Source organism: Flavobacterium plurextorum (assembly GCF_002217395.1).
Taxonomy (GTDB): domain Bacteria; phylum Bacteroidota; class Bacteroidia; order Flavobacteriales; family Flavobacteriaceae; genus Flavobacterium; species Flavobacterium plurextorum.
This window is the reverse complement of sequence record NZ_MUHD01000034.1, coordinates 69,842-89,558: the sequence shown is the minus strand read 5'-3', so window position 1 is coordinate 89,558 and position 19,717 is coordinate 69,842. Positions and strand designations below refer to the sequence as shown.

General features: G+C 33.1%; 19 protein-coding genes. 7 read left to right on the top strand and 12 right to left on the bottom strand.

Going from position 1 to position 19,717, the window contains the following annotated elements:
- Positions 1 to 10: 10 nt before the first annotated feature.
- The 5 genes from B0A81_RS17840 to B0A81_RS17820 form a co-directional block, all read right to left on the bottom strand.
- A complete protein-coding gene (locus B0A81_RS17840; protein WP_089059256.1) occupies positions 11 to 586 on the bottom strand; it encodes a Crp/Fnr family transcriptional regulator in 576 nt (191 codons plus the stop codon).
- A gap of 93 nt (positions 587 to 679) precedes the next feature.
- Complete coding sequence (lipB, locus tag B0A81_RS17835) at positions 680 to 1,393, bottom strand: lipoyl(octanoyl) transferase LipB (protein WP_089059255.1); 714 nt, start codon at positions 1,391 to 1,393, stop codon at positions 680 to 682.
- A gap of 5 nt (positions 1,394 to 1,398) precedes the next feature.
- Positions 1,399 to 2,148 (bottom strand): hypothetical protein, encoded by a 750-nt coding sequence (locus tag B0A81_RS17830; RefSeq protein ID WP_089059254.1) that lies wholly within the window; start codon positions 2,146 to 2,148, stop codon positions 1,399 to 1,401.
- Positions 2,149 to 2,216: 68 nt separating this feature from the next.
- Positions 2,217 to 2,996 (bottom strand): hypothetical protein, encoded by a 780-nt coding sequence (locus B0A81_RS17825; protein WP_089059253.1) that lies wholly within the window; start codon positions 2,994 to 2,996, stop codon positions 2,217 to 2,219.
- Between the two features lie 60 nt (positions 2,997 to 3,056).
- The gene (locus B0A81_RS17820; RefSeq protein WP_089059252.1) at positions 3,057 to 3,773 is read right to left on the bottom strand and encodes a hypothetical protein; all 717 of its coding nucleotides are present in this window, start codon (positions 3,771 to 3,773) and stop codon (positions 3,057 to 3,059) included.
- A 225-nt stretch (positions 3,774 to 3,998) separates the two neighbouring features.
- Between B0A81_RS17820 and lysS the strand changes: the two genes are divergently transcribed.
- Entirely contained in the window at positions 3,999 to 5,699 is a 1,701-nt protein-coding gene (gene lysS, locus B0A81_RS17815) for a lysine--tRNA ligase (protein ID WP_089059251.1), read from the top strand.
- Between the two features lie 118 nt (positions 5,700 to 5,817).
- Positions 5,818 to 6,261: an STM3941 family protein gene (locus B0A81_RS17810; RefSeq protein ID WP_089059250.1), complete on the top strand. Its 444-nt coding sequence runs from the start codon at positions 5,818 to 5,820 to the stop codon at positions 6,259 to 6,261.
- Between the two features lie 91 nt (positions 6,262 to 6,352).
- Here the strand turns inward: B0A81_RS17810 and B0A81_RS17805 are convergent, their stop codons facing one another.
- Entirely contained in the window at positions 6,353 to 6,949 is a 597-nt protein-coding gene (locus tag B0A81_RS17805; protein ID WP_089059249.1) for a hypothetical protein, read from the bottom strand.
- A gap of 44 nt (positions 6,950 to 6,993) precedes the next feature.
- The gene (locus B0A81_RS17800; protein ID WP_089059248.1) at positions 6,994 to 8,013 is read right to left on the bottom strand and encodes a 2-hydroxyacid dehydrogenase; all 1,020 of its coding nucleotides are present in this window, start codon (positions 8,011 to 8,013) and stop codon (positions 6,994 to 6,996) included.
- Positions 8,014 to 8,204: 191 nt separating this feature from the next.
- Here B0A81_RS17800 and B0A81_RS17795 point away from each other — a divergent pair, with 191 nt between their 5' ends.
- A complete protein-coding gene (locus B0A81_RS17795) occupies positions 8,205 to 8,642 on the top strand; it encodes a hypothetical protein (RefSeq protein ID WP_089059247.1) in 438 nt (145 codons plus the stop codon).
- Between the two features lie 40 nt (positions 8,643 to 8,682).
- Here B0A81_RS17795 and B0A81_RS17790 read toward each other — a convergent pair whose 3' ends face one another.
- From B0A81_RS17790 to B0A81_RS17770, 5 genes are all read right to left on the bottom strand, one after another.
- A complete protein-coding gene (locus B0A81_RS17790) occupies positions 8,683 to 11,160 on the bottom strand; it encodes a zinc-dependent metalloprotease (protein ID WP_089059246.1) in 2,478 nt (825 codons plus the stop codon).
- A 177-nt stretch (positions 11,161 to 11,337) separates the two neighbouring features.
- A complete protein-coding gene (hemL, locus tag B0A81_RS17785; RefSeq protein ID WP_089059245.1) occupies positions 11,338 to 12,624 on the bottom strand; it encodes a glutamate-1-semialdehyde 2,1-aminomutase in 1,287 nt (428 codons plus the stop codon).
- A gap of 51 nt (positions 12,625 to 12,675) precedes the next feature.
- Positions 12,676 to 13,578: a glucosaminidase domain-containing protein gene (locus B0A81_RS17780; RefSeq protein WP_089059244.1), complete on the bottom strand. Its 903-nt coding sequence runs from the start codon at positions 13,576 to 13,578 to the stop codon at positions 12,676 to 12,678.
- Entirely contained in the window at positions 13,571 to 14,479 is a 909-nt protein-coding gene (locus tag B0A81_RS17775; protein ID WP_089059243.1) for a 1-aminocyclopropane-1-carboxylate deaminase/D-cysteine desulfhydrase, read from the bottom strand. Before B0A81_RS17775 ends, B0A81_RS17780 begins: the two co-directional genes overlap by 8 nt.
- On the bottom strand, positions 14,476 to 14,811 hold the full coding sequence (locus B0A81_RS17770; RefSeq protein WP_089059242.1) for a hypothetical protein: 336 nt from the start codon (positions 14,809 to 14,811) through the stop codon (positions 14,476 to 14,478). The genes B0A81_RS17775 and B0A81_RS17770 overlap by 4 nt, the downstream gene beginning before the upstream one ends.
- Positions 14,812 to 14,927: 116 nt before the next feature.
- On the opposite strand from B0A81_RS17770, the gene B0A81_RS17765 reads away from it, so the two are divergent.
- The 4 genes from B0A81_RS17765 (at position 14,928) to ilvA (ending at position 19,699) form a co-directional block, all read left to right on the top strand.
- Positions 14,928 to 15,113, top strand: a complete 186-nt coding sequence (locus B0A81_RS17765) for a DUF5522 domain-containing protein (RefSeq protein WP_073418076.1) — start codon at positions 14,928 to 14,930, stop codon at positions 15,111 to 15,113.
- A 477-nt stretch (positions 15,114 to 15,590) separates the two neighbouring features.
- Complete coding sequence (locus B0A81_RS17760; RefSeq protein WP_089059241.1) at positions 15,591 to 17,567, top strand: urocanate hydratase; 1,977 nt, start codon at positions 15,591 to 15,593, stop codon at positions 17,565 to 17,567.
- Between the two features lie 105 nt (positions 17,568 to 17,672).
- Entirely contained in the window at positions 17,673 to 18,212 is a 540-nt protein-coding gene (locus B0A81_RS17755) for a DUF4136 domain-containing protein (protein WP_089059240.1), read from the top strand.
- A 242-nt stretch (positions 18,213 to 18,454) separates the two neighbouring features.
- Positions 18,455 to 19,699, top strand: coding sequence for a threonine ammonia-lyase IlvA (gene ilvA, locus B0A81_RS17750; protein WP_089059300.1), 1,245 nt, complete (start codon positions 18,455 to 18,457; stop codon positions 19,697 to 19,699).
- Positions 19,700 to 19,717: the final 18 nt, after the last annotated feature.

The window sequence follows — 19,717 nt, the reverse complement described above, 5'->3', positions numbered from 1 at the left end:
TTGATCTATGTTAAGTCTTAAATTTTCTTCTAATTCTGCTGAGAGATTCAGGTTGAATACCCAAATATGAAGCTATAATTTGTTGTGAAACTCTATTTTCTAAATTTGGAAACTCAGCAATAAAAATTTCGTATCGTTTTTCTGCATCCAAAAGCAATAATTCCCGCTCTCGTTTTTCTTTAACACAAAACGCTTTTTCTAATATTTGAAGTAAAAAGATATTCCAAAAAGAGTTTTTCGCCTTCATTTCCAGCCATCTCAAATAATCAATTTCTAAAATTTCTGTTTCTTCCAAAGCTTCAATAGAAAAATAAGATGCGCTATTATGAATCATTGCTGAATAGGAACTTATAAAATTATTCTCGGTAATGATGCTTTTTGTAAACTCGTTACCATTTTCATTACTATAAACGTATCGAAACAATCCTTTAATAACAAAAGCCATCTTACGCGGAATTTGACCTGCAGAAATAAAACAATCTCCTTTGTTGATTATTTTATGTTCGCAGACATTTGATAATTCCTCCAGCTCTTTCTCAGGAAGTCCTAAATTGTTTAGAATTGCTTTTTTATCGATAATACTCATAACTAAAAACAGAAAAACCCGTTGAATATAATTCGCATAAAAGCAATTATATTCAATAGGTATAAACTAAATATTCAAAAACTAAAACTAGTTTTATCTTGATGTTTCTGCAATAAATTCAGCCTCAAATAAATGAGCTAAATGTTTAACAATTTTAGACTTCACTTCTTCCTCATCAACTCGTTCAACACCAAGTTCAACATTTAAAGATGTTACGCCTTTTCCACGAATACCACATGGAATTATATTATCAAAATATCCTAAATCTACATTTACATTCAATGCAAATCCGTGCATGGTAACCCATCGCGAAGCACGAACGCCCATTGCACATATTTTACGTGCAAATGGTGTTCCAACACCAAGCCAGACTCCTGTTTCACCTTCACTTCTACCCGACTCCAAACCATATTCTGCCAAAGTAAGAATAATTGATTCTTCTAGGAATCGTAAATATTTATGAATATCTGTAAAGAAGTTTTCTAAATCCAAAATTGGATAACCTACAACTTGTCCTGGTCCGTGATAGGTAATATCGCCTCCGCGGTTAATTTTGTAAAAAGTTGCTCCTTTAGCTTCAAGCTGTTTTTCATTTAACAACAAATTCTCTAAATCACCACTTTTACCTAAAGTATAAACGTGCGGATGCTCGACAAACAATAAATAATTGAGAGTTGGTAAATCAAGCTCTTCTCTTCTATTTTTGATTTTTAAATCAACTATAGCTGTAAAAAGCTCTTCTTGATATTCCCAAGTCGATTTATAATCTCTATTACCTAGATCTTGAAGTTGAATTTTTTTATTCATTTTAATTATTTTTCAAACTCTACTTCAAAGTTGAGTTTGTCAGGATTCTCCATATAATCCGTAAAAGGGTATTGAATTGTAATTGTTTTTCGATCCTCACTGAACAATGCATTCGGATTCGATACTTTTTTGATTTTTTTCGGGAAGTGATATTTCACAACATAAGTTGAAGAAGCAAACATCATTTTTGACATTCCTGTAGAATCTTTGACTACTTCGGCAACTTTTTTAGGATCAATTATTGCCTTTCTAGTAAACTTTTTAGCATCATATGTATAAGTCAATACACTATTATTGTTCCCAATACCATTACCTAACGGACTTGCTCCTGCTCCTCCTTCAAGTTTTTGAAGCACATTGGCGGTTTGTAAAATATCCTGCAATTCATTTACATTTTTAAAATCAGTCGATAAAGTCATTAAAAACTGCTTTTTCTCACTACTCATTTTAGTATGAACAGCAAAACTTTCAAGTTTCTTTAGTTCTTTTTGAACCTCTGGAGACAACTTTGCAATACTATCTTTTTTCTCTTCAAACAATTGCTTGAAAGTAAAACTAGAATCAATATCTTTTTTGGCATCAGCTCCCATTTGATTTCCAATTTGATCGCCAGCCATTTCCATCAAAGCAGAACCATCCATATCTACAGAAAATTTCCCAGTTCCGTTATCATTGATGTAAATACTTTCAGTAAAAGTACAACTTGTTAAAAAGGCTAATAAAAAAGAAAAACTTAATAATTTTAATAATTTCATCGTTGTGTATTTTTTTTATCAAATATACGAACTCTATTCAAAAGATTATTACTTTGCAACCCTGCTTTCTAATCTTCGAATATTACCTTAAACCCAATATTCATATTGCTGTTATCCTGCATATTCTCTAAAGGAACATCATAAATAAAACTCTTTCTATCAGCAGCAATTACAGCATTTTTTAAAGAAACCGTTTTTATCTTTTTAGGAAAATGGTATTCCATAGAATACTTACATTCCTTCATCATATCATCCATTTTCTTAGAAAAAGGATCATCTTCCTCTTTTCCCTTTTTCTTTTTAGGTTTTGAAACTGCTTTTTTATTATCCTCAGTACTCGAAATCAATTTAGTAAAACTCTTTCCATCATAAAGAAATGAAGTAGAGTTGTTATCCTCAGATTTTGGCGCTGCGCTTAAAGCTCCAAGTCGCTTTTTATCAGAAAGTGCTAATTTTTCCATCGCCTGAGTTGGAGATGCCATTTTTTGAATACTGTTTAAATTAGGAAAATCAAATATCATATTATACTCCATTTGCTTTTGCTCTTCGTTAACCTTTAAACTAATTTTAAAATTCTCAAGCACCTTAAGCATTTCTTTCTCTGCTGTCGGCAGTTTTGCTATACTATCTTTTGCTTTATCAAATAATTCTTTAAAATTAAACGTAGTATCAATAACCTTTTTATCCTTTAAAGAATCCGAACTTTTCATTCCCATTTTATACATTCCCGCCATGTCAAATCCATATGAAAAAGATCCTGAGCCATCTTCATTTATGACCACTTTTTCTTTAATAGTACAACTTGACATACATAATACTGCAAGGATATAAAACAGTCCTTTTTTCATGACTTTAAATTTTTGGTTAGTAAGCCGCGAAGATACCTTCTTTTGATAATAATTTAAGTTTTATTCTAAAATCACTTCCAAGTTTGTCAATTCAGGATTTTGCAGGCAGTCAGAAAGCTGAAATTCTAAACTTAACGATTTATTATCGGCACTTATAACCGCTTTTTCGTTTGAAACCGACTTTATTACCCTTGGAAAATAGTAATTCAAAACATAAGATTGTTTCAATTTATAATTAGAGATTACTTTTTTTCTATCCTCCGCTTCTTTCATTTTCTCATCAAATTTTTCTTGATCAGTAATTATCAAATTTCTTCTAAATGTGACACCGTCAAAACTGTATTTTATTTTATAAAACGGCTGAACTACCGTATAATTTTCTTTTAAACAACTAGCTAAACTAAGGCTTTTATAAACATTAGGAACTTCTTCTATCTTTTTAAAATCACACGAAACAATATTAAAATTCTCCATCTGAATTGGATCCATTTTCACATGCATTTTCACATTAGAATGTTCTTGAAATAATGCCTGATCTGATTTACTAAATCTCACAAAAGTTTCTTGATACTTAGTAATATAATCTTTAAAAACAAATATGGTATCTATAAATTTCTCTGAATCAGGACTATTTCTCCCTAACTGCATAACACTATTTTCATCCCGAAGACTGTAAACTTCAATATTTCCAGTTCCGTCTGGGTTTATTATTATCGTTTCAGTTATAGTGCAGCTTGTGAGCAGAATTAATAATAAAAAGGCTGATATAAATTTCATTTTTCTAGTAGATTCTGAGTTTTATGAAGCGCTAAGATAACGAGATTCTGATTTAATTTCTTACAGAAAAACTTTATTTTTAGACAGTATATAGTCCCAACACCTATCTATACGGGGCAAAAGATGATTGAAACACAATAAATTGCTGCTGCAAAAAATCTAAAATACGCATTCAAAAATCTACATTCTTTTCTTTATCTTTGCACTCTTAAAAAAAGCACAAAAATGGCATTATCAGAACAAGAAATCATCAGAAGAGAAAAACTTCAAAACTTACGCAGCTTAGGAATCAATCCTTATCCAGCTAATCTTTTTCCTGTAAATCATACTTCTAAGCAAATTAAGGAGTCATTTGAAGAAGGTAAGAAGGTTATCGTTGCGGGACGTTTGATGAGTGTTCGTGATCAAGGTAAAGCTTGTTTTGCTGAGTTACAAGACAGCGAAGGACGTATTCAATTGTATGTGAATCGTGATGTTTTATGTGAAGGTGACGATAAAACTTTATACAACCAAGTATTCAAAAAATTAACCGATTTAGGTGACTTTATTGGTATTGAAGGGGAATTATTTACTACGCAAGTTGGCGCAAAATGTATTCGTGTGAGCGGTTTTACTTTCTTGAGTAAAACGCTTCGTCCGCTTCCGTTGCCAAAAGTTGATGAAGAAGGAAATGTGCATGATGCATTTAACGATGCTGAGTTGCGTTACAGAATGCGTTATGTAGATTTAACTGTAAATCCACAAGTAAAAGAAACTTTTATTAAACGTACAAAGTTATTTACTGCAATGCGTGGTTATTTTAATGACGCTGGATATCTTGAAGTTGACACTCCGGTTTTGCAGTCAATTCCTGGTGGTGCTTCGGCGAGACCTTTTATCACGCATCATAATTCGCTTGACATTCCGCTTTATATGCGTATTGCAAACGAATTGTATTTAAAAAGATTAATTGTTGGTGGATTTGAAGGTGTTTATGAGTTTTCTAGAAACTTCCGTAACGAAGGAATGGACAGAACGCATAATCCTGAGTTTACTGCAATGGAAATATATGTAGCTTACAAAGACTACAACTGGATGATGGAATTTGCAGAAGGCTTGCTTGAGCATTGTGCAATTGCTGTAAATGGTACAAGTGAAGTTACTTTTGGCGAACACCAAATTAATTTTAAAGCGCCTTATGCACGCGTGACAATGACTGATTCTATCAAACATTTTACTGGTTTTGACATTTCTGGAAAAACTGAAGAAGAGTTGTTTGAAGCGGCAAGAGGAATGGGAATTGAAGTGGATAAAACAATGGGTAAAGGAAAATTGATTGATGAGATTTTTGGAGCGAAATGCGAAGGAAACTATATTCAGCCAACTTTCATTACTGATTATCCAAAAGAAATGTCTCCGCTTTGTAAAGAGCACCGTGATAATCCAGATTTGACAGAGCGTTTTGAGTTAATGGTTTGTGGTAAAGAAATTGCAAATGCATATTCTGAATTGAATGATCCAATTGATCAAAGAGAGCGTTTTGAAGATCAAATGCGTTTGGCAGCGAAAGGTGATGATGAAGCAAACGGAATTATCGACGAAGATTTCCTAAGAGCACTTGAATACGGAATGCCTCCAACTTCTGGAATGGGAATTGGAATGGATCGTTTGATTATGTATTTAACAAACAATGCTTCTATTCAAGAAGTTTTATTGTTCCCGCAAATGCGTCCGGAGAAAAAACAATTAATTGAATTATCTGACGAAGAGAAAGCAATTATTCACTTCCTTAAAGAGAACGAAAACAAAATGGATCTTGCACAACTAAAAGTTACAGCTAATTTAAGCGGTAAAAAATGGGATGCAGCTATGAAAAACCTATCAAAACATGGTTTAACTAAAGTTGCCGTTGAAGGTGAGTTTAAATTCGTGGAGTTAGTAGGATAAATTATTAAAATCTCATTTTTTGGAAATTCCAAATTCCAAAAAATGAGTTTTATAAAATACAAACCCGACAGATTATCTGTCGGGTTTTTTATTTAAATTTACTGACTTACAAATATTTATGCCAAAAATTAAAAAGTACTTCCTTTATACAATATTTATTTTATTCACAGTTCTTTCTGTTTATGAATTGATTGATTCATTTACAAATCCAGAATTACAATTTTCAGAAGTAGTTCTATTCAAAATGAGACTTAAATATCTTAGCGGCATACTTTTCTTCGGAGGTTTAGGCTGCATCTATTATCTTATAACAGAAAAGAAAATTGACAAAAGTAAAGACAGCTTTAAAACCAATATTACAATGTTTTTTGGTTGCTTAATCTTTGTTTTAAATTGTTTATTTCTGATTTTATATCCTGAAGAATTTAAAAGAGGAAATCTGGTAATCAAAATGATTATTGGTTATACTGGAATATTATTTTTCGGAAGCGGTTTGCTAATGGCAATATATAGATTAATCAAAAATATTTTAAGCACCAAACAACACGTTAAAGACCAATAAATAAGAAACTTAAAGCCGTATTTTAAAAATTCTAAAAATATACAAATATTCAAACCCGACAAATTTTAATAATCTGTCGGGTTTTTTATTTTTAAAAAGAATACTTCTCTATTTTTTTAGAATTAACATCCAAAACCTTTGTACTTTCTTTAGGAACATCGCCTTTTATAACTTCCTGAACAGATGGATTCGAAGGATATTTGCCGCCTTTCATTTTTAGAAGATGAAATTTCCCTCCGCTTTCAAATATTAAATCATAAAATTTTTCGGTTGATGAAGTCGTAACATAAATTGGATAATCGGTTACCGAAAAACGATTGATTACGCTTCCATCATTATTTAAGATATATCCGGAGCAACCTCCGCTTCCGCAGAAATAAGAATTTGAGAAACCTACAAAATATTCGTTTTTCTTATCATTATTCAAATCAAATTCTTGATAGTAAAAATAACGATCGTCTTTTGTCATAGCCGGAATATCTTTCTTCAACAAAACACTTAATTGCTTCCTAATCAGTTCGACCGCTTTATCATCTCTTGGAGGCGCTTCATTAAGATTTGCTGTTCCTCCCAATGTTTTAGACAAAGTATCCTGCACAATAGTTTTTACTATATTTTTTGATTCTGTTTTATTTTGACATGAATACAATGCCAAAATTGCAATTGCAATTACGATTTTACTTTTCATAGTTTGTTATTTTTAATTTCACACTTTTATCTTTATAATCAATTCTAAACAAGCAAAGCAGCTTTATTTTCAATATCATTCTCCGTCAATAATGACTTAATATTATTAAAAGTAACCAATGCAATCTGCGTTAAAGCTTCATTTGTAAAAAACGCCTGATGTGCCGTAACCAAAACATTCGGAAAACTCATTAAACGCTGAATTGCGTCATCTTGAATAATATCTGCAGATAGATCTCTGAAAAACAATTTTTCTTCCTGTTCATAAACATCAATTCCTAAATAACCGATTTTACCTTCTTTCAAGCCTTCAATAACCGAAGCTGTTTCGATCAATCCGCCTCGGCTTGTATTAATAATCATCACATTGTCTTTCATAGAAGCAATTGAATCTTTATTAACAACGTGCTTTGTTTGAGCATTTAACGGACAATGGAGTGAGATAATATTACTTGATTTAAAAATCGTTTCCAAAGACACAAATTCTACTCCGTCCTTTATCATTTCGTCATTCGTAACAATATCATACGCTAGAACTTTACAGCCAAAACCTAAAGCAATTTTAGCAAAAGCTTTCCCTATATTTCCAGTTCCAATAATCCCAACCGTTTTTCCGAACAAGTCAAAACCTAATAATCCGTTTAGAGAGAAATTTTGTTCGCGAACACGATTATAAGCTTTATGAGTTTTTCTGTTTAATGTCAAAATCATAGCCATTGCATGTTCAGCAACTGCCTGCGGAGAGTATGCAGGAACACGACAAACTTTTAAGTTATATTGCTTTGCAGCTTCTAAATCAACATTATTAAAACCTGCACATCGTAATGCAATGATCTTTACACCTTTTTCTGCCAATTGCTTAATTACTGCTTCGTTTACTATGTCGTTTACAAAAACACAAACAACAGCGGTATTTTCAATTAAAATAACAGTCTGAGAATTAAGCTGAGTTTCGAAAAAATCCAATTCAAAACCATCATTATACTGATTAAAAAAAGCTTTATCGTAAGGCTGTGTTGAAAAAAAGGCGATTTTATTTCCGCTGATTGTAGTAACTAAACTCATAATGAATTGTTCTTGGATTTTAATTTGTTTATACCTTAAAAATACAAAAATAATTCTAGATGCCTATTTTAAAATAAAGCTTTAATATTTTACGTTTCAATCTGTTAAATAAAGCACAATTCTAATTACCCAATTAAACCTATTGATTTTAACATTGTCTAACCGATATAAACAATTAAAAAACTTACATCATGAAAAAATTATTTATCGCTGCTTTGCTATTTGTTGGAATAGCAAGTTTTGCACAAGAAGCTGACCAAAAACCTATGCGTGAGCACAAAGAAAAACTAACTCCAGAGCAACGCAGTGAAAAACAGTTAAAAAAACTAACTTCTGAGTTAAATTTAGATGCAAATCAACAAACACAAGTAAAACAACTTTTAGCAGATCGAAATGCCAAAGCTGAAAAGTTTAAAGAAGCAAGAAAAGACAAAAAAGACAGCAATGTAAAACCAACAGCTGCCGAAAAAGAAGCTTTCAAAAAACAAATGATGGATGAAAAAGATGCAAATGATGCAAAAATGAAAGCAATTCTGAACGCTGATCAATACAGCAAATGGAAAAACATTCAGAAAGAAAATCAGGACAAAATGAAAAATAAAATGAAAGAACGAAAAGATCAAGAATAAAAAAAGAGGCTCGAAAGCCTCTTTTTTATTTTATATAAATCTACACCTTAGGATTTAGAATTAAATCAATTCGTTTAATACAATCTTCATAGTGATATTTTGTTTCTGCATTTGTTCCTAATGCTTTTGCAGCCGTAAGCGATTTTTTTAATGTATTTAATTCTCCGCGTACTAAAGCTCTAAGATCAGACTGAGAAACATTGTAATATCCAGCCGATCTGTCTGCTGGTTTCATCTCTTCCGTCATCAAAGTTCCCATTCTGTCAATGTAAGCGCGCTGCAGGTTTCTACGGTAAATGGTAACATTTGCGGCACTGCCAGCCTCTTTCCAAATTCCTTTTCTCATATCTTTAAAGAAATCCAAAGCTTTATAAGTATCAGCGCCCAAAATTTCATTATCCATTAATCTGCCTATACGTCCTAAACTTAATAAGTTATTTAAATGTCTAACTTGTAAATTTCTAAATCTTTCAGTATAACCAGCATAATCAGTATTCTTTAACGTATTTAAGTTTACAATCCAAGTAGGAGAAGCAAAAGCGTTTACTTGTAACCAATTCATTGCTTCGATTTGCTTTGCTTTCGGTACAACTTCATATACATTTCCTGCCTGATTTGGATTTTTTAGGTTTTCATATACTCCGCCAACATTAGTTACAACGTGACCTACATAACGGCCCCAAACATCCAATAATTCCTTATACAATTCATCTAAATCTTCATAATTGTTTGTAACATTACTTGTCCATTCATTTAAATGATTGGCAACAAATTCAAGATTTTTAAGCCCGTATGTACTTGCTTTCATAGAGTTATTTCCAATATCTTCTGTTTGTGAAGAAGGATCGAAAGTACTGCTTTGTTTACCATACTTGTAAATTGGATTTCCTGCTTTATCCAAAATCCATTTGTCTAAAGTCGGAGTTTCGTCTTGAGGAGATTTCGAATTTGGAATTACTCTGTAACCCCAATTTAAAGCGTAATGGTCATAAGCACCCATTTTACGAATAAAACGAACATTTTTATCTCCAGGCTGTGCAATATAGTTGTATCTCGCATAATCCATGATACTTGCTGCAATTCCGTTTTGCTGTGTAAAATCACCATTTCTGTAACTTTCTGTATCATAAGCACAGCTTGCTCCCATATTATGAGGAAAACCTAATGCGTGACCAACCTCGTGAGCAATTACCATTCGCATCATTTCTCCCATTTCTTCCTCACTTGTCTGTAATGTTCTAGCTGATGGATTTGCAGCTCCAGTTTCTAATAAATAACGGTTCCTGTATGAACGTAAATGATTGTGATACCAGATAACATCACTTTCTATAATTTCTCCAGTTCTAGGGTCAGAAACACTAGGTCCAACAGCATTTCTTGTTGTACTGGCAACATAACGTATTACAGAATAACGAACATCTTCTGGACTAAAATCAGGATCTTCTTCTTTTGTCGGAGCATCTTTGGCAATAATAGCATTTTTAAACCCAGCAGTTTCAAAAGGCTTCTGCCATTCTTCAATTCCTTGTTTAATATATTTTCTAAGTTTTTCTGGCGTAGCTGGATCTAAATAATATACAATTGGCTTTATTGGCTCAACCAATTCTCCTCTTGCATAAGCTTCAGCATCTTTTGGCTCTAATCTCCATCGTCTGATATAAGTTTTAAGATCCGATTTCAATTCATTGCTTCCATAATCGTACTGGCTTATTGTAAACCATCCTACACGTGGATCTGCTAATCTAGGTTTCATTGGCACTTCTGGAAGTAAAACCATCGATTGATTCATCTGAATACTAATCGACTCTGTTTCTTCCAGCATTGAAGGTTTTGATGCATTATAAGTCATATCCTGAATTACTTCAATATTCATAGGAAAACTTTTAATCGTATTGATAAAACTTCTTGAATCATCAAGTCCTTTTACTTTATACGTTTCTCTCATCTGACCAGAAATTCCACTGATTGCTTTTACATCTGTACTGTAAAATTTAGTAACATCGATCACTGTATTTGCAGAATCTTTACTAAAAGCAACAATATCAAAAGCAAATAATGTAGGATCATAATTATTCGATTTAACCGAAATACTTATTGGCAGAGTATCATTTGCAACAGCATTATATGATTTTGATTTGATTAAAATTTTATCTTGAAAACGCTGCCAAACAATCAATTGTTCATTTGTTTCAGAACCTGCATTTACATATCCTCCTCCAAGGTTAGAAGGAAGTTTAGACAACCTGCTTACAAGAAGCATATCTTTGTTTAGATATTTATTAGGAATTTCGAAGTAATACTTTTTATCTACTTTATGAACTGTAAAAAGACCTTCGTCAGAAACAGCATCTTTAGTAATTACTTTACTGTACTCTTTGATAGAAGATTCAGATTTTTTTTCTACTGGAGCTCCAGCACTTTCTTCTTTTTTGGATTTCTTTTTTGTCGATTGAGCAAATTGACTTTCAGGAAATAACATAAAAACTGCCAGCGCAGTAAAAATGAAAAATTTCTTCATTTATTATAGGTTTTAATGGTTATTTGTTAAACAAAAATAATTTTTGATTGCAATTATACAAGTAATTTAGCCTTCATTAACTTTTTATTAACTAAATATAAATTAAAGTTTAAGGCAATAAAAAAAGGTTTGACTTTTTCAAAAAGCCAAACCTTTTCATTAAATAAATGCTGTAAATTAAAATGTTTTCGAAACTTTATCGATTGCACTAATTGTAAAATCTAAATCTTCATACGTCAAAGCATCTGTTATAAACCATGTTTCATAGGCAGACGGCGCGATATAAATGCCTTCCTGCAATAAACCATGAAAGAATTTTTTAAACGTTTCGTTATCTCCTTTTGCTGCAGTTTGAAAATCTACAACAGGATTTGCATCAAAATGAACAGAGATCATCGAACCTACTCTATTGATCGTAAAAACAACATTATTTGCTTTTAAAACCCTGTCTATTCCAGCTTCTAAATAAGCAGTTTTTTCTTCTAAACGAGTAAAAATTTCACGATCATTATCTAAAGCTTTCAACATTGCATATCCAGCAGCCATTGCTAACGGATTTCCAGATAATGTTCCCGCTTGATAAACTGGTCCAAGAGGCGCTAAATAATTCATAATTTCTTCGCGTGCAGCAAAAGCACCAACTGGTAATCCACCGCCAATTACTTTTCCGAAAGTTACGATATCAGCATTGATATTGTATAATTCCTGAACACCGCCGCGAGCCAAACGGAAACCCGTCATAACCTCATCAAAAATTAGTAAAATTCCGTTTGCTGTACACAATTCTCTTAAACCTTCCAAGAAACCTTTTGAAGGCGGAATACAGCCCATATTTCCTGCAACTGCTTCAATAATAATTGCCGCAATTTCTCCTTTATTAGCCTCGATTAAAGTTTTTACATTCTCTAAGTCATTGTATTTTGCTAACAAAGTATCTTTTGCAGTACCTTCTGTAACGCCTGGACTGTTTGGCGAACCAAAAGTCACCGCTCCACTTCCAGCCTGAATCAAAAACGAATCAGAGTGTCCGTGATAGCAACCTGCAAATTTGATGATTTTATCTCTTTTCGTAAATCCACGAGCCAGACGAATTGCGCTCATACAAGCTTCTGTACCTGAATTTACAAATCTAATTTTATCAATATTTGGAACCATAGAAACTGCCAAAGCTGCAATTTCTGTTTCCAACTCAGTCGGCATTCCAAATGAAGTTCCCAATTTTGCCTTTTCGATCACTGCATCAACAACAGGCTGATAAGCGTGACCCAAAACCATTGGCCCCCAAGAGTTAATATAATCTATTAATTTGTTTCCATCTTCATCATACAAATAAGCACCTTTGGCGCTTTTTACAAAAATTGGAGTTCCTCCAACTGCTTTAAACGCTCTTACTGGCGAATTTACTCCTCCGGGAATTACTTTTTCTGCTTCAGCAAAAAGCTGACTACTTCTTTTATATAACATTCTTATTTTTGATTTCTTGATAATTGTTAATTGTCAATTATCAATTGATAATTATTTCACTTTCAACCTTTGTCCTATCGAAATTGCGTTATCTGTTAAATTATTTTTTTGCTTTAAATCATCAACCAATAAGTTGAATTTTTTTGAAATCGAATACAAAGTATCCCCTTTTTGAACTTCGTACGAATTTGGATCATTTGAGTTCGAAGTTGTCTTTACAGTTGAAACTGCCACAGAAGTTGAACTTCTTGTTGGAGCGGTTTTGTTTATTGGCGTATAATTTTTTCCTGTAACCAAACAATCATACTGATGCAGATTATAACGCTCGATATAACTAATCAGCTTATCTGGATAATTTGGATCTGTTGCATAACCCGCGGCTCTCAAGCCTTTTGCCCAAGATTTATAATCGTCTTTTTCATAAGTAAATAACGTCTCATATCTCTTTTTTCCAACCAAAAACAAAGCATGATCCCTATAAGATTCTGCTGCTTCTGGATATTTTCTAAAACATTCCTGAGCAGAATCATCGTCGTGACGAACACTTTCGCCCAGCCAATCTTTATGACATTTAATTCCGAAATGATTATTGGCTTCCAGTGCCAAATCGCCTCTTCCCGCGCCTGATTCTAAAATTCCCTGCGCTAAAATTATACTCGCCGGAATTCCGTATGTTTTCATGTTTCCAACTGCAATATCTTTATACTGCAAAACATAATTATTAATTAAATCATTGGTTACAACTGTTTTCGAAGTAGAATGAATAACCTCAGTTGTATTATTTGTAGAAGGATAATTTTTACCTATCGGTTTAGCTGGAGTAGTTTTTTTAGTCGTCGCTACTCGCGGTTTCTGAACCGCCGCTGCTTTCTTTGTTGTGGCAATAACTGGTTTACTAGAAGAACAGCTTGCCAAAACCAATATCGTAAATAACAGTACAATTTTTTTAATCATTCGTTTTAAGTATTGGTAATTTTTTCTGCATCAACTTCATATTCATTCCATCAACTCCCTGTAATCCACCTGTGTGAATAAGTAAAATTCTTGAATGTGCAGGAAAATATTTTTTGCTTATTAAATCTATAACGCCAAAAACCATTTTTCCAGTATAAATTGGATCTAAGGGCACTTTTGTTTCTTCAAAAAATGCATTAATAAATTCTATTAATTCTAAATTTATCTTGCCATAACCTCCAAAATGATAGTCAGAAATCAAATTCCAGTTATCTTGTTTGGCAAAAATACGAATTTCATCTTTTAAAAAGTCACCTTTTAATGCCGGAAAGCCTAAAATTTTCTGATTTGGCAAGGCACTATTTATTAATCCCGAAATAGTTCCGCCAGTTCCAACTGCGCAGCAAACATAATTAAAAGCCCTATCCTCATCAATTAAAATCTCTTTACAGCCTTTTACCGCCAGCTCATTTGTACCGCCTTCAGGGACTAAATAAAAATTACCAAACTTGTTTTTTAACTTCTCAATAAAAGCATTTTCGCTCTTAAGTCGATAATCTTCTCGCGAAACAAACATAAACTGCATTCCGTTTTCTTGAGCAAATTTCAAAGTTGGATTGTCTTCGATTTTATCCCCAAGCTCATCGCCTCGAATAATTCCAATAGTTTTAAAACCCTGCTCTTTTCCTGCATATGCCACCGCAGCAATATGATTAGAAAATGCGCCGCCAAAAGTCAATAAAGTGCTTTGGTTCTCGGCTTTCGCCTGAAGTAAATTGTATTTTAACTTCCTAAATTTATTTCCTGAAACAAAGGGATGAATTAAATCTTCTCGCTTTATAGTCAAAGAGATATCATCTGGAAAACTAATATTAATAGGTTGATTGAAAACTGGATTCATTTTAATTTGATATAATTTAAAAACCGAAAAAAAGATCTGTTTTTTAAATAATTTAAGTTCTTTTCATTACTGTAAGCTTCTCTTTCAAAACTAATATTTCGATACGCCAGATCTTTGTTTTTATACTGAATTAAACGAAATAGAAATTCGAAAACATACCAAATAAAAAACGGAATTATTAAAAGTTCTAACTGCTGTCTTAAATGAATTTTTTCATGATTAACAAAAACGCCGTTTGCTTTATCAAAATCATATTTCATCAAAACAAACGGAAATACAGCCATTCCGCGATATCCTTTTGGAATTAAATATTTGCTAACAATCAGAAACATTGGCTATAAAATTTATAAATTTGTAGCTATAAAATTGTTCATTTTCATTAAAATCATAATCAAATATTCCTATTTTTGATTTTTATGTTTATTAAAATTGAACGCGAAGCAGATTTATGAAAGAGCAAAGTAATGAAAATAAATTAATCGAAGGTGAAGATTTTTACTATACACCCGAAGGTTATAAATGCTTTACTGAAAAACATCATTTAAAACGTGGTTATTGCTGCAAAAGCGGCTGCCGTCACTGTCCGTATGGTTTTGATAAACGAACTGGAGAAATCAGAAAAAAAGCAAATTAGTTAATTTAAAAATATGTCAATTAGATAATTCAACAATCTAAAATCTAAAATTATTAATGGATATCCAATCACGAAAATTTAGGATTAAAATCCACAAGTCTTATCATAGGTCGGATATCCGTTATCCCTAGTTTTTCTAATTAGAAAATCTGTTAATGTGCCGATGAGTCAATTTGAAAATGAGATAATTATTTCAGATTGAATTTACATTGACAGGTATTTCGCTCCTATGGAGCTTTTAACAACTGACCGCATTGTTTTCTATAAATATTACGCCTTTCCAAGGCTTTTGGATTTGGTAAATTTTTCATTTCACAAAGCTCCGAGAGGAGCGGTATATTTATAGAAACAAAATCGACAGTCACATATAAGCCCCAGCGGGGCGGCATAATTTAAAAAACAAAAAATTAATCTGTTGTTAATCTAACCACAATATCTTAGTAGCTTAGAATCTCAGCACCTTAGAATCTTAAAAAAATGACTTTCAAAGAACAAATACAACAAGGAATTCCTTCGATATTACCACCAAAGGCAACATATGATCCAGCTATTAATCACGCTCCAAAGAGAAAAGAAATTCTTTCGGCAGAAGAAAAAAAACTGGCTTTAAAAAATGCATTACGTTATTTTGAACCAAAACATCATGCTGAACTAATTCCTGAATTTTCAGAAGAATTAGAAAAATATGGTCGTATTTATATGTATCGTCTTCGTCCTGAGTACAGAATGTATGCAAGACCAATTGACGAATATCCAGGAAAATCACTGCAGGCAAAAGCGATTATGCACATGATTCAGAACAATTTGGATTATGCCGTTGCTCAGCATCCGCACGAATTAATTACGTATGGAGGAAATGGAGCTGTTTTTCAAAACTGGGCTCAGTATTTATTGACTATGCAATATTTGTCTGAAATGACAGATGAGCAGACTTTAACAATGTATTCAGGGCACCCGATGGGATTATTTCCTTCGCATAAAGAAGCACCAAGAGTTGTGGTTACAAACGGAATGGTTATTCCAAATTATTCTAAACCTGACGATTGGGAAAAAATGAATGCTTTAGGCGTTTCGCAATACGGACAAATGACTGCAGGAAGTTATATGTACATTGGACCGCAGGGAATTGTACATGGGACTACGATTACGGTTTTAAACGGTTTTAGAAAAATAAAACAAAATCCAGAAGGAAATCTATTTGTAACTTCTGGTCTTGGCGGAATGTCTGGTGCACAGCCAAAAGCAGGAAATATTGCTGGCTGTATTACAGTTTGTGCCGAAGTAAATCCAAAAATTACTAAAATCCGCCACGAACAAGGTTGGATTAATGAAGTTGTAACTTCTACAGATGAATTAGTTGCGAGAGTAGCTTTGGCGAAAGCCAATAAAGAAACTGTTTCGATTGCTTATCTAGGAAATGTGGTTGACGTTTGGGAACGTTTTGATCAGGAAAACATCAAAATTGATTTAGGTTCAGATCAAACTTCACTTCATAATCCTTGGGCTGGAGGTTATTATCCAGTTGGAATTTCTTTTGAAGAAGCAAACAAAATGATGGCCGAAAATCCGGATTTATTCAAAGAGAAAGTTCAGGAAACATTACGCCGTCATGCTGCTGCGATTAATAAACATACGGCAAAAGGAACTTACTTTTTTGATTACGGAAATGCTTTTTTATTAGAAGCTTCACGCGCAGGCGCAGATGTAATGGCCGAAAACAATATCGATTTTAAATATCCAAGCTACGTTCAGGATATTATGGGACCAATGTGTTTTGATTATGGATTTGGTCCTTTTAGATGGGTTTGCACCTCTGGAAAACCAGAAGATTTACAAAAAACAGATGCAATTGCAAGTCAGGTTTTAGAAGAATTAGCAAAAACTTCTCCAAGTGAAATTCAGCAGCAAATGCAGGATAACATCAAATGGATAAAAGGCGCACAGGAAAATAAACTTGTAGTAGGCTCTCAGGCTCGAATTCTTTACGCTGATGCTGAAGGAAGAATTAAAATCGCCGAAGCTTTTAATCAAGCGATTGCAAAAGGTGAAATTGGTGCTGTTGTTTTAGGACGCGATCATCACGACGTTTCTGGAACAGATTCTCCTTATAGAGAAACGTCAAATATTTATGACGGATCACGTTTCACGGCTGACATGGCGATTCATAATGTAATTGGCGACAGCTTTAGAGGAGCAACTTGGGTATCTATTCATAATGGCGGCGGAGTTGGCTGGGGAGAGGTTATAAACGGCGGTTTTGGTATGGTTCTTGATGGTTCTAAAGAGGCTTCAAAACGTTTAGCATCAATGCTTTTTTGGGATGTTAACAACGGAATTTCAAGACGAAGCTGGGCTCGAAATGATGAAGCAATTTTTGCCATAAAAAGAGCTATGCAAACCGAACCATTATTGAAAGTAACTTTACCTAATATTGTTGACGAAAGTCTGCTTTAATTAAAAAGAGAGTTATTGTCTAAATAAATGTCATCCTGAGCGTCCCGAAGTTTCGGGATGCTCAACCTGACAAATTCAAAAGAGAACATTAAATTTTTTATAACTATGAAAACATTCAAATTAGTTCCGATTTTTCTGCTATTGATCTTAAGTTCATGCAGCAGTGTTACTGTATATTCTGATTACGACAAAAATGTCGATTTTGCGCCTTATAAAACGTATGCTTTCTTTAAACCTGGAATTGATAAAGTCGAAATTTCTGATTTGGATAAAAGACGTATTCTTCGCGCAATCGATGAACAAATGCAAGCAAAAGGATTTACAAAAAGTGATAATCCAGACTTACTGGTAAATATTTTTACCAAATCTAGAGAGCAGGTTGATGTAAATCAATTTAGCGCGGGCTGGGGTTATGGATGGGGATGGGGATGGAATCCTTATATGATGTACGGCGGAAACCAAACTACCGTTTCTACTTCAACTGAAGGAACTTTATACATCGACTTAATTGATGCAAAAAAGAAAGAAATGATCTGGCAAGGTGAAGGAATTGGTGTTCTAACTAGAAACATCGATAAAAAAGATGAGCGAATTGCAGAATTTGTAGGCAAAATTTTAGCTCAATATCCTCCTGTAAAAAAATAATTATTTACTTTTGCTATTCAATTAGTACAAAAAATGACAAACTTTAACAACATTATTATCGCTATTATCAGCATTATTGCAATTCAGCAATAATGGCGAGGTGTTATATAAGTATGTAAAATATAATTTATAAGAACCTCCCACATCGGGAGGTTTTTTATTTTAGAAAATAATTTATTTGCCACAGATTAAAAATCATGTTATTCATTTTAATCTGTGGCAAAAAAGCAAAACAAAACATAATGAGTTTATTCAACGAAATCCTTAATGCAAAAAAGCAGCTTGAAAATGTAGTTGCTGCAACACCTCTTACCCAAAATTTAAATCTTTCAGACGAATTTAAATCGACTATTTTACTAAAAAGAGAAGATTTACAAATCGTACGTTCTTATAAAATTAGAGGTGCTTACAATAAGATTTCTTCATTAACTGAAAAAGAAAAAGTAAACGGAATTGTTTGTGCCAGTGCGGGAAATCACGCTCAAGGTGTGGCTTATTCTTGTAATCTGCTGCAAATAAAAGGCAAAATTTATATGCCAAAAACCACTCCAAAGCAAAAAGTAAAACAAGTGCAGTTGTTCGGAAAATCGTTTGTAGAAATTGTTTTAACAGGAGATACTTTTGATGATGCTTATGCTTCGGCAACAGCAGATGCGATAAAGAATCACAAAACATTTATCCATCCTTTTGATGACGAAAAAGTAATTGCCGGGCAGGGAACTGTAGGTTTAGAAATTCTCGAAAGCTATAAAGAACCAATAGATTATATTTTTGTACCAATTGGCGGCGGCGGACTGGCTTCTGGATTGTCTGAAGTTTTTAAACATTTAAGTCCAAATACCAAAATCATTGGTGTGGAGCCAAAAGGAGCTCCTTCGATGAAAACTTCTATTGAGGAAAATAAAAATACGGCCTTAAAAACAATAGATAAATTTGTTGATGGTGCCGCTGTAAAACAAGTTGGCGATAAAACTTTTGAAATCTGCCGTTATAATCTTGAAGATATTATTCTGGTTCCAGAAGGAAAAGTATGCACCACCATTTTACGTTTGTACAATGAAGAAGCAATGGTTGTAGAACCTGCAGGTGCATTAACAATTGCTGCGCTGGATTTTTATAAAGATAAAATAAAAGGGAAAAACGTGGTTTGCGTTGTCAGCGGAAGCAATAATGACATTGAAAGAACAGCAGAAATAAAAGAACGTTCGCTGCTTTATGAAGGTTTAATGCATTATTTCATGATTCAATTTCCGCAGCGCCCAGGAGCTTTAAAGGAGTTTGTAAATAACATTTTAGGTCCAGATGATGATATTACTTATTTTCAATTTGCTAAGAAAAACAGCCGAGAAGTAGGATCTGTTGTCGTTGGTTTAGAATTGAAAAACAAAAAAGATATTATGGCGATTAAAATGAAAATGACGCAATATGGATTTGAATTTCAATATTTAAACGACAATCAGGATTTGTTTACACAGCTGATTGGGTAATTATTTCCTGCCTGATAA

What these genes read in the sequence shown, in the direction of transcription:
- B0A81_RS17840 (WP_089059256.1), bottom strand. Translation starts at nt 586, where the DNA reads ATGAGTATTATCGATAAAAAAGCAATTCTAAACAATTTAGGACTTCCT.
- lipB (WP_089059255.1), bottom strand. Translation starts at nt 1,393, where the DNA reads ATGAATAAAAAAATTCAACTTCAAGATCTAGGTAATAGAGATTATAAA.
- B0A81_RS17830 (WP_089059254.1), bottom strand. Translation starts at nt 2,148, where the DNA reads ATGAAATTATTAAAATTATTAAGTTTTTCTTTTTTATTAGCCTTTTTA.
- B0A81_RS17825 (WP_089059253.1), bottom strand. Translation starts at nt 2,996, where the DNA reads ATGAAAAAAGGACTGTTTTATATCCTTGCAGTATTATGTATGTCAAGT.
- B0A81_RS17820 (WP_089059252.1), bottom strand. Translation starts at nt 3,773, where the DNA reads ATGAAATTTATATCAGCCTTTTTATTATTAATTCTGCTCACAAGCTGC.
- lysS (WP_089059251.1), top strand. Translation starts at nt 3,999, where the DNA reads ATGGCATTATCAGAACAAGAAATCATCAGAAGAGAAAAACTTCAAAAC.
- B0A81_RS17810 (WP_089059250.1), top strand. Translation starts at nt 5,818, where the DNA reads ATGCCAAAAATTAAAAAGTACTTCCTTTATACAATATTTATTTTATTC.
- B0A81_RS17805 (WP_089059249.1), bottom strand. Translation starts at nt 6,949, where the DNA reads ATGAAAAGTAAAATCGTAATTGCAATTGCAATTTTGGCATTGTATTCA.
- B0A81_RS17800 (WP_089059248.1), bottom strand. Translation starts at nt 8,013, where the DNA reads ATGAGTTTAGTTACTACAATCAGCGGAAATAAAATCGCCTTTTTTTCA.
- B0A81_RS17795 (WP_089059247.1), top strand. Translation starts at nt 8,205, where the DNA reads ATGAAAAAATTATTTATCGCTGCTTTGCTATTTGTTGGAATAGCAAGT.
- B0A81_RS17790 (WP_089059246.1), bottom strand. Translation starts at nt 11,160, where the DNA reads ATGAAGAAATTTTTCATTTTTACTGCGCTGGCAGTTTTTATGTTATTT.
- hemL (WP_089059245.1), bottom strand. Translation starts at nt 12,624, where the DNA reads ATGTTATATAAAAGAAGTAGTCAGCTTTTTGCTGAAGCAGAAAAAGTA.
- B0A81_RS17780 (WP_089059244.1), bottom strand. Translation starts at nt 13,578, where the DNA reads ATGATTAAAAAAATTGTACTGTTATTTACGATATTGGTTTTGGCAAGC.
- B0A81_RS17775 (WP_089059243.1), bottom strand. Translation starts at nt 14,479, where the DNA reads ATGAATCCAGTTTTCAATCAACCTATTAATATTAGTTTTCCAGATGAT.
- B0A81_RS17770 (WP_089059242.1), bottom strand. Translation starts at nt 14,811, where the DNA reads ATGTTTCTGATTGTTAGCAAATATTTAATTCCAAAAGGATATCGCGGA.
- B0A81_RS17765 (WP_073418076.1), top strand. Translation starts at nt 14,928, where the DNA reads ATGAAAGAGCAAAGTAATGAAAATAAATTAATCGAAGGTGAAGATTTT.
- B0A81_RS17760 (WP_089059241.1), top strand. Translation starts at nt 15,591, where the DNA reads ATGACTTTCAAAGAACAAATACAACAAGGAATTCCTTCGATATTACCA.
- B0A81_RS17755 (WP_089059240.1), top strand. Translation starts at nt 17,673, where the DNA reads ATGAAAACATTCAAATTAGTTCCGATTTTTCTGCTATTGATCTTAAGT.
- ilvA (WP_089059300.1), top strand. Translation starts at nt 18,455, where the DNA reads ATGAGTTTATTCAACGAAATCCTTAATGCAAAAAAGCAGCTTGAAAAT.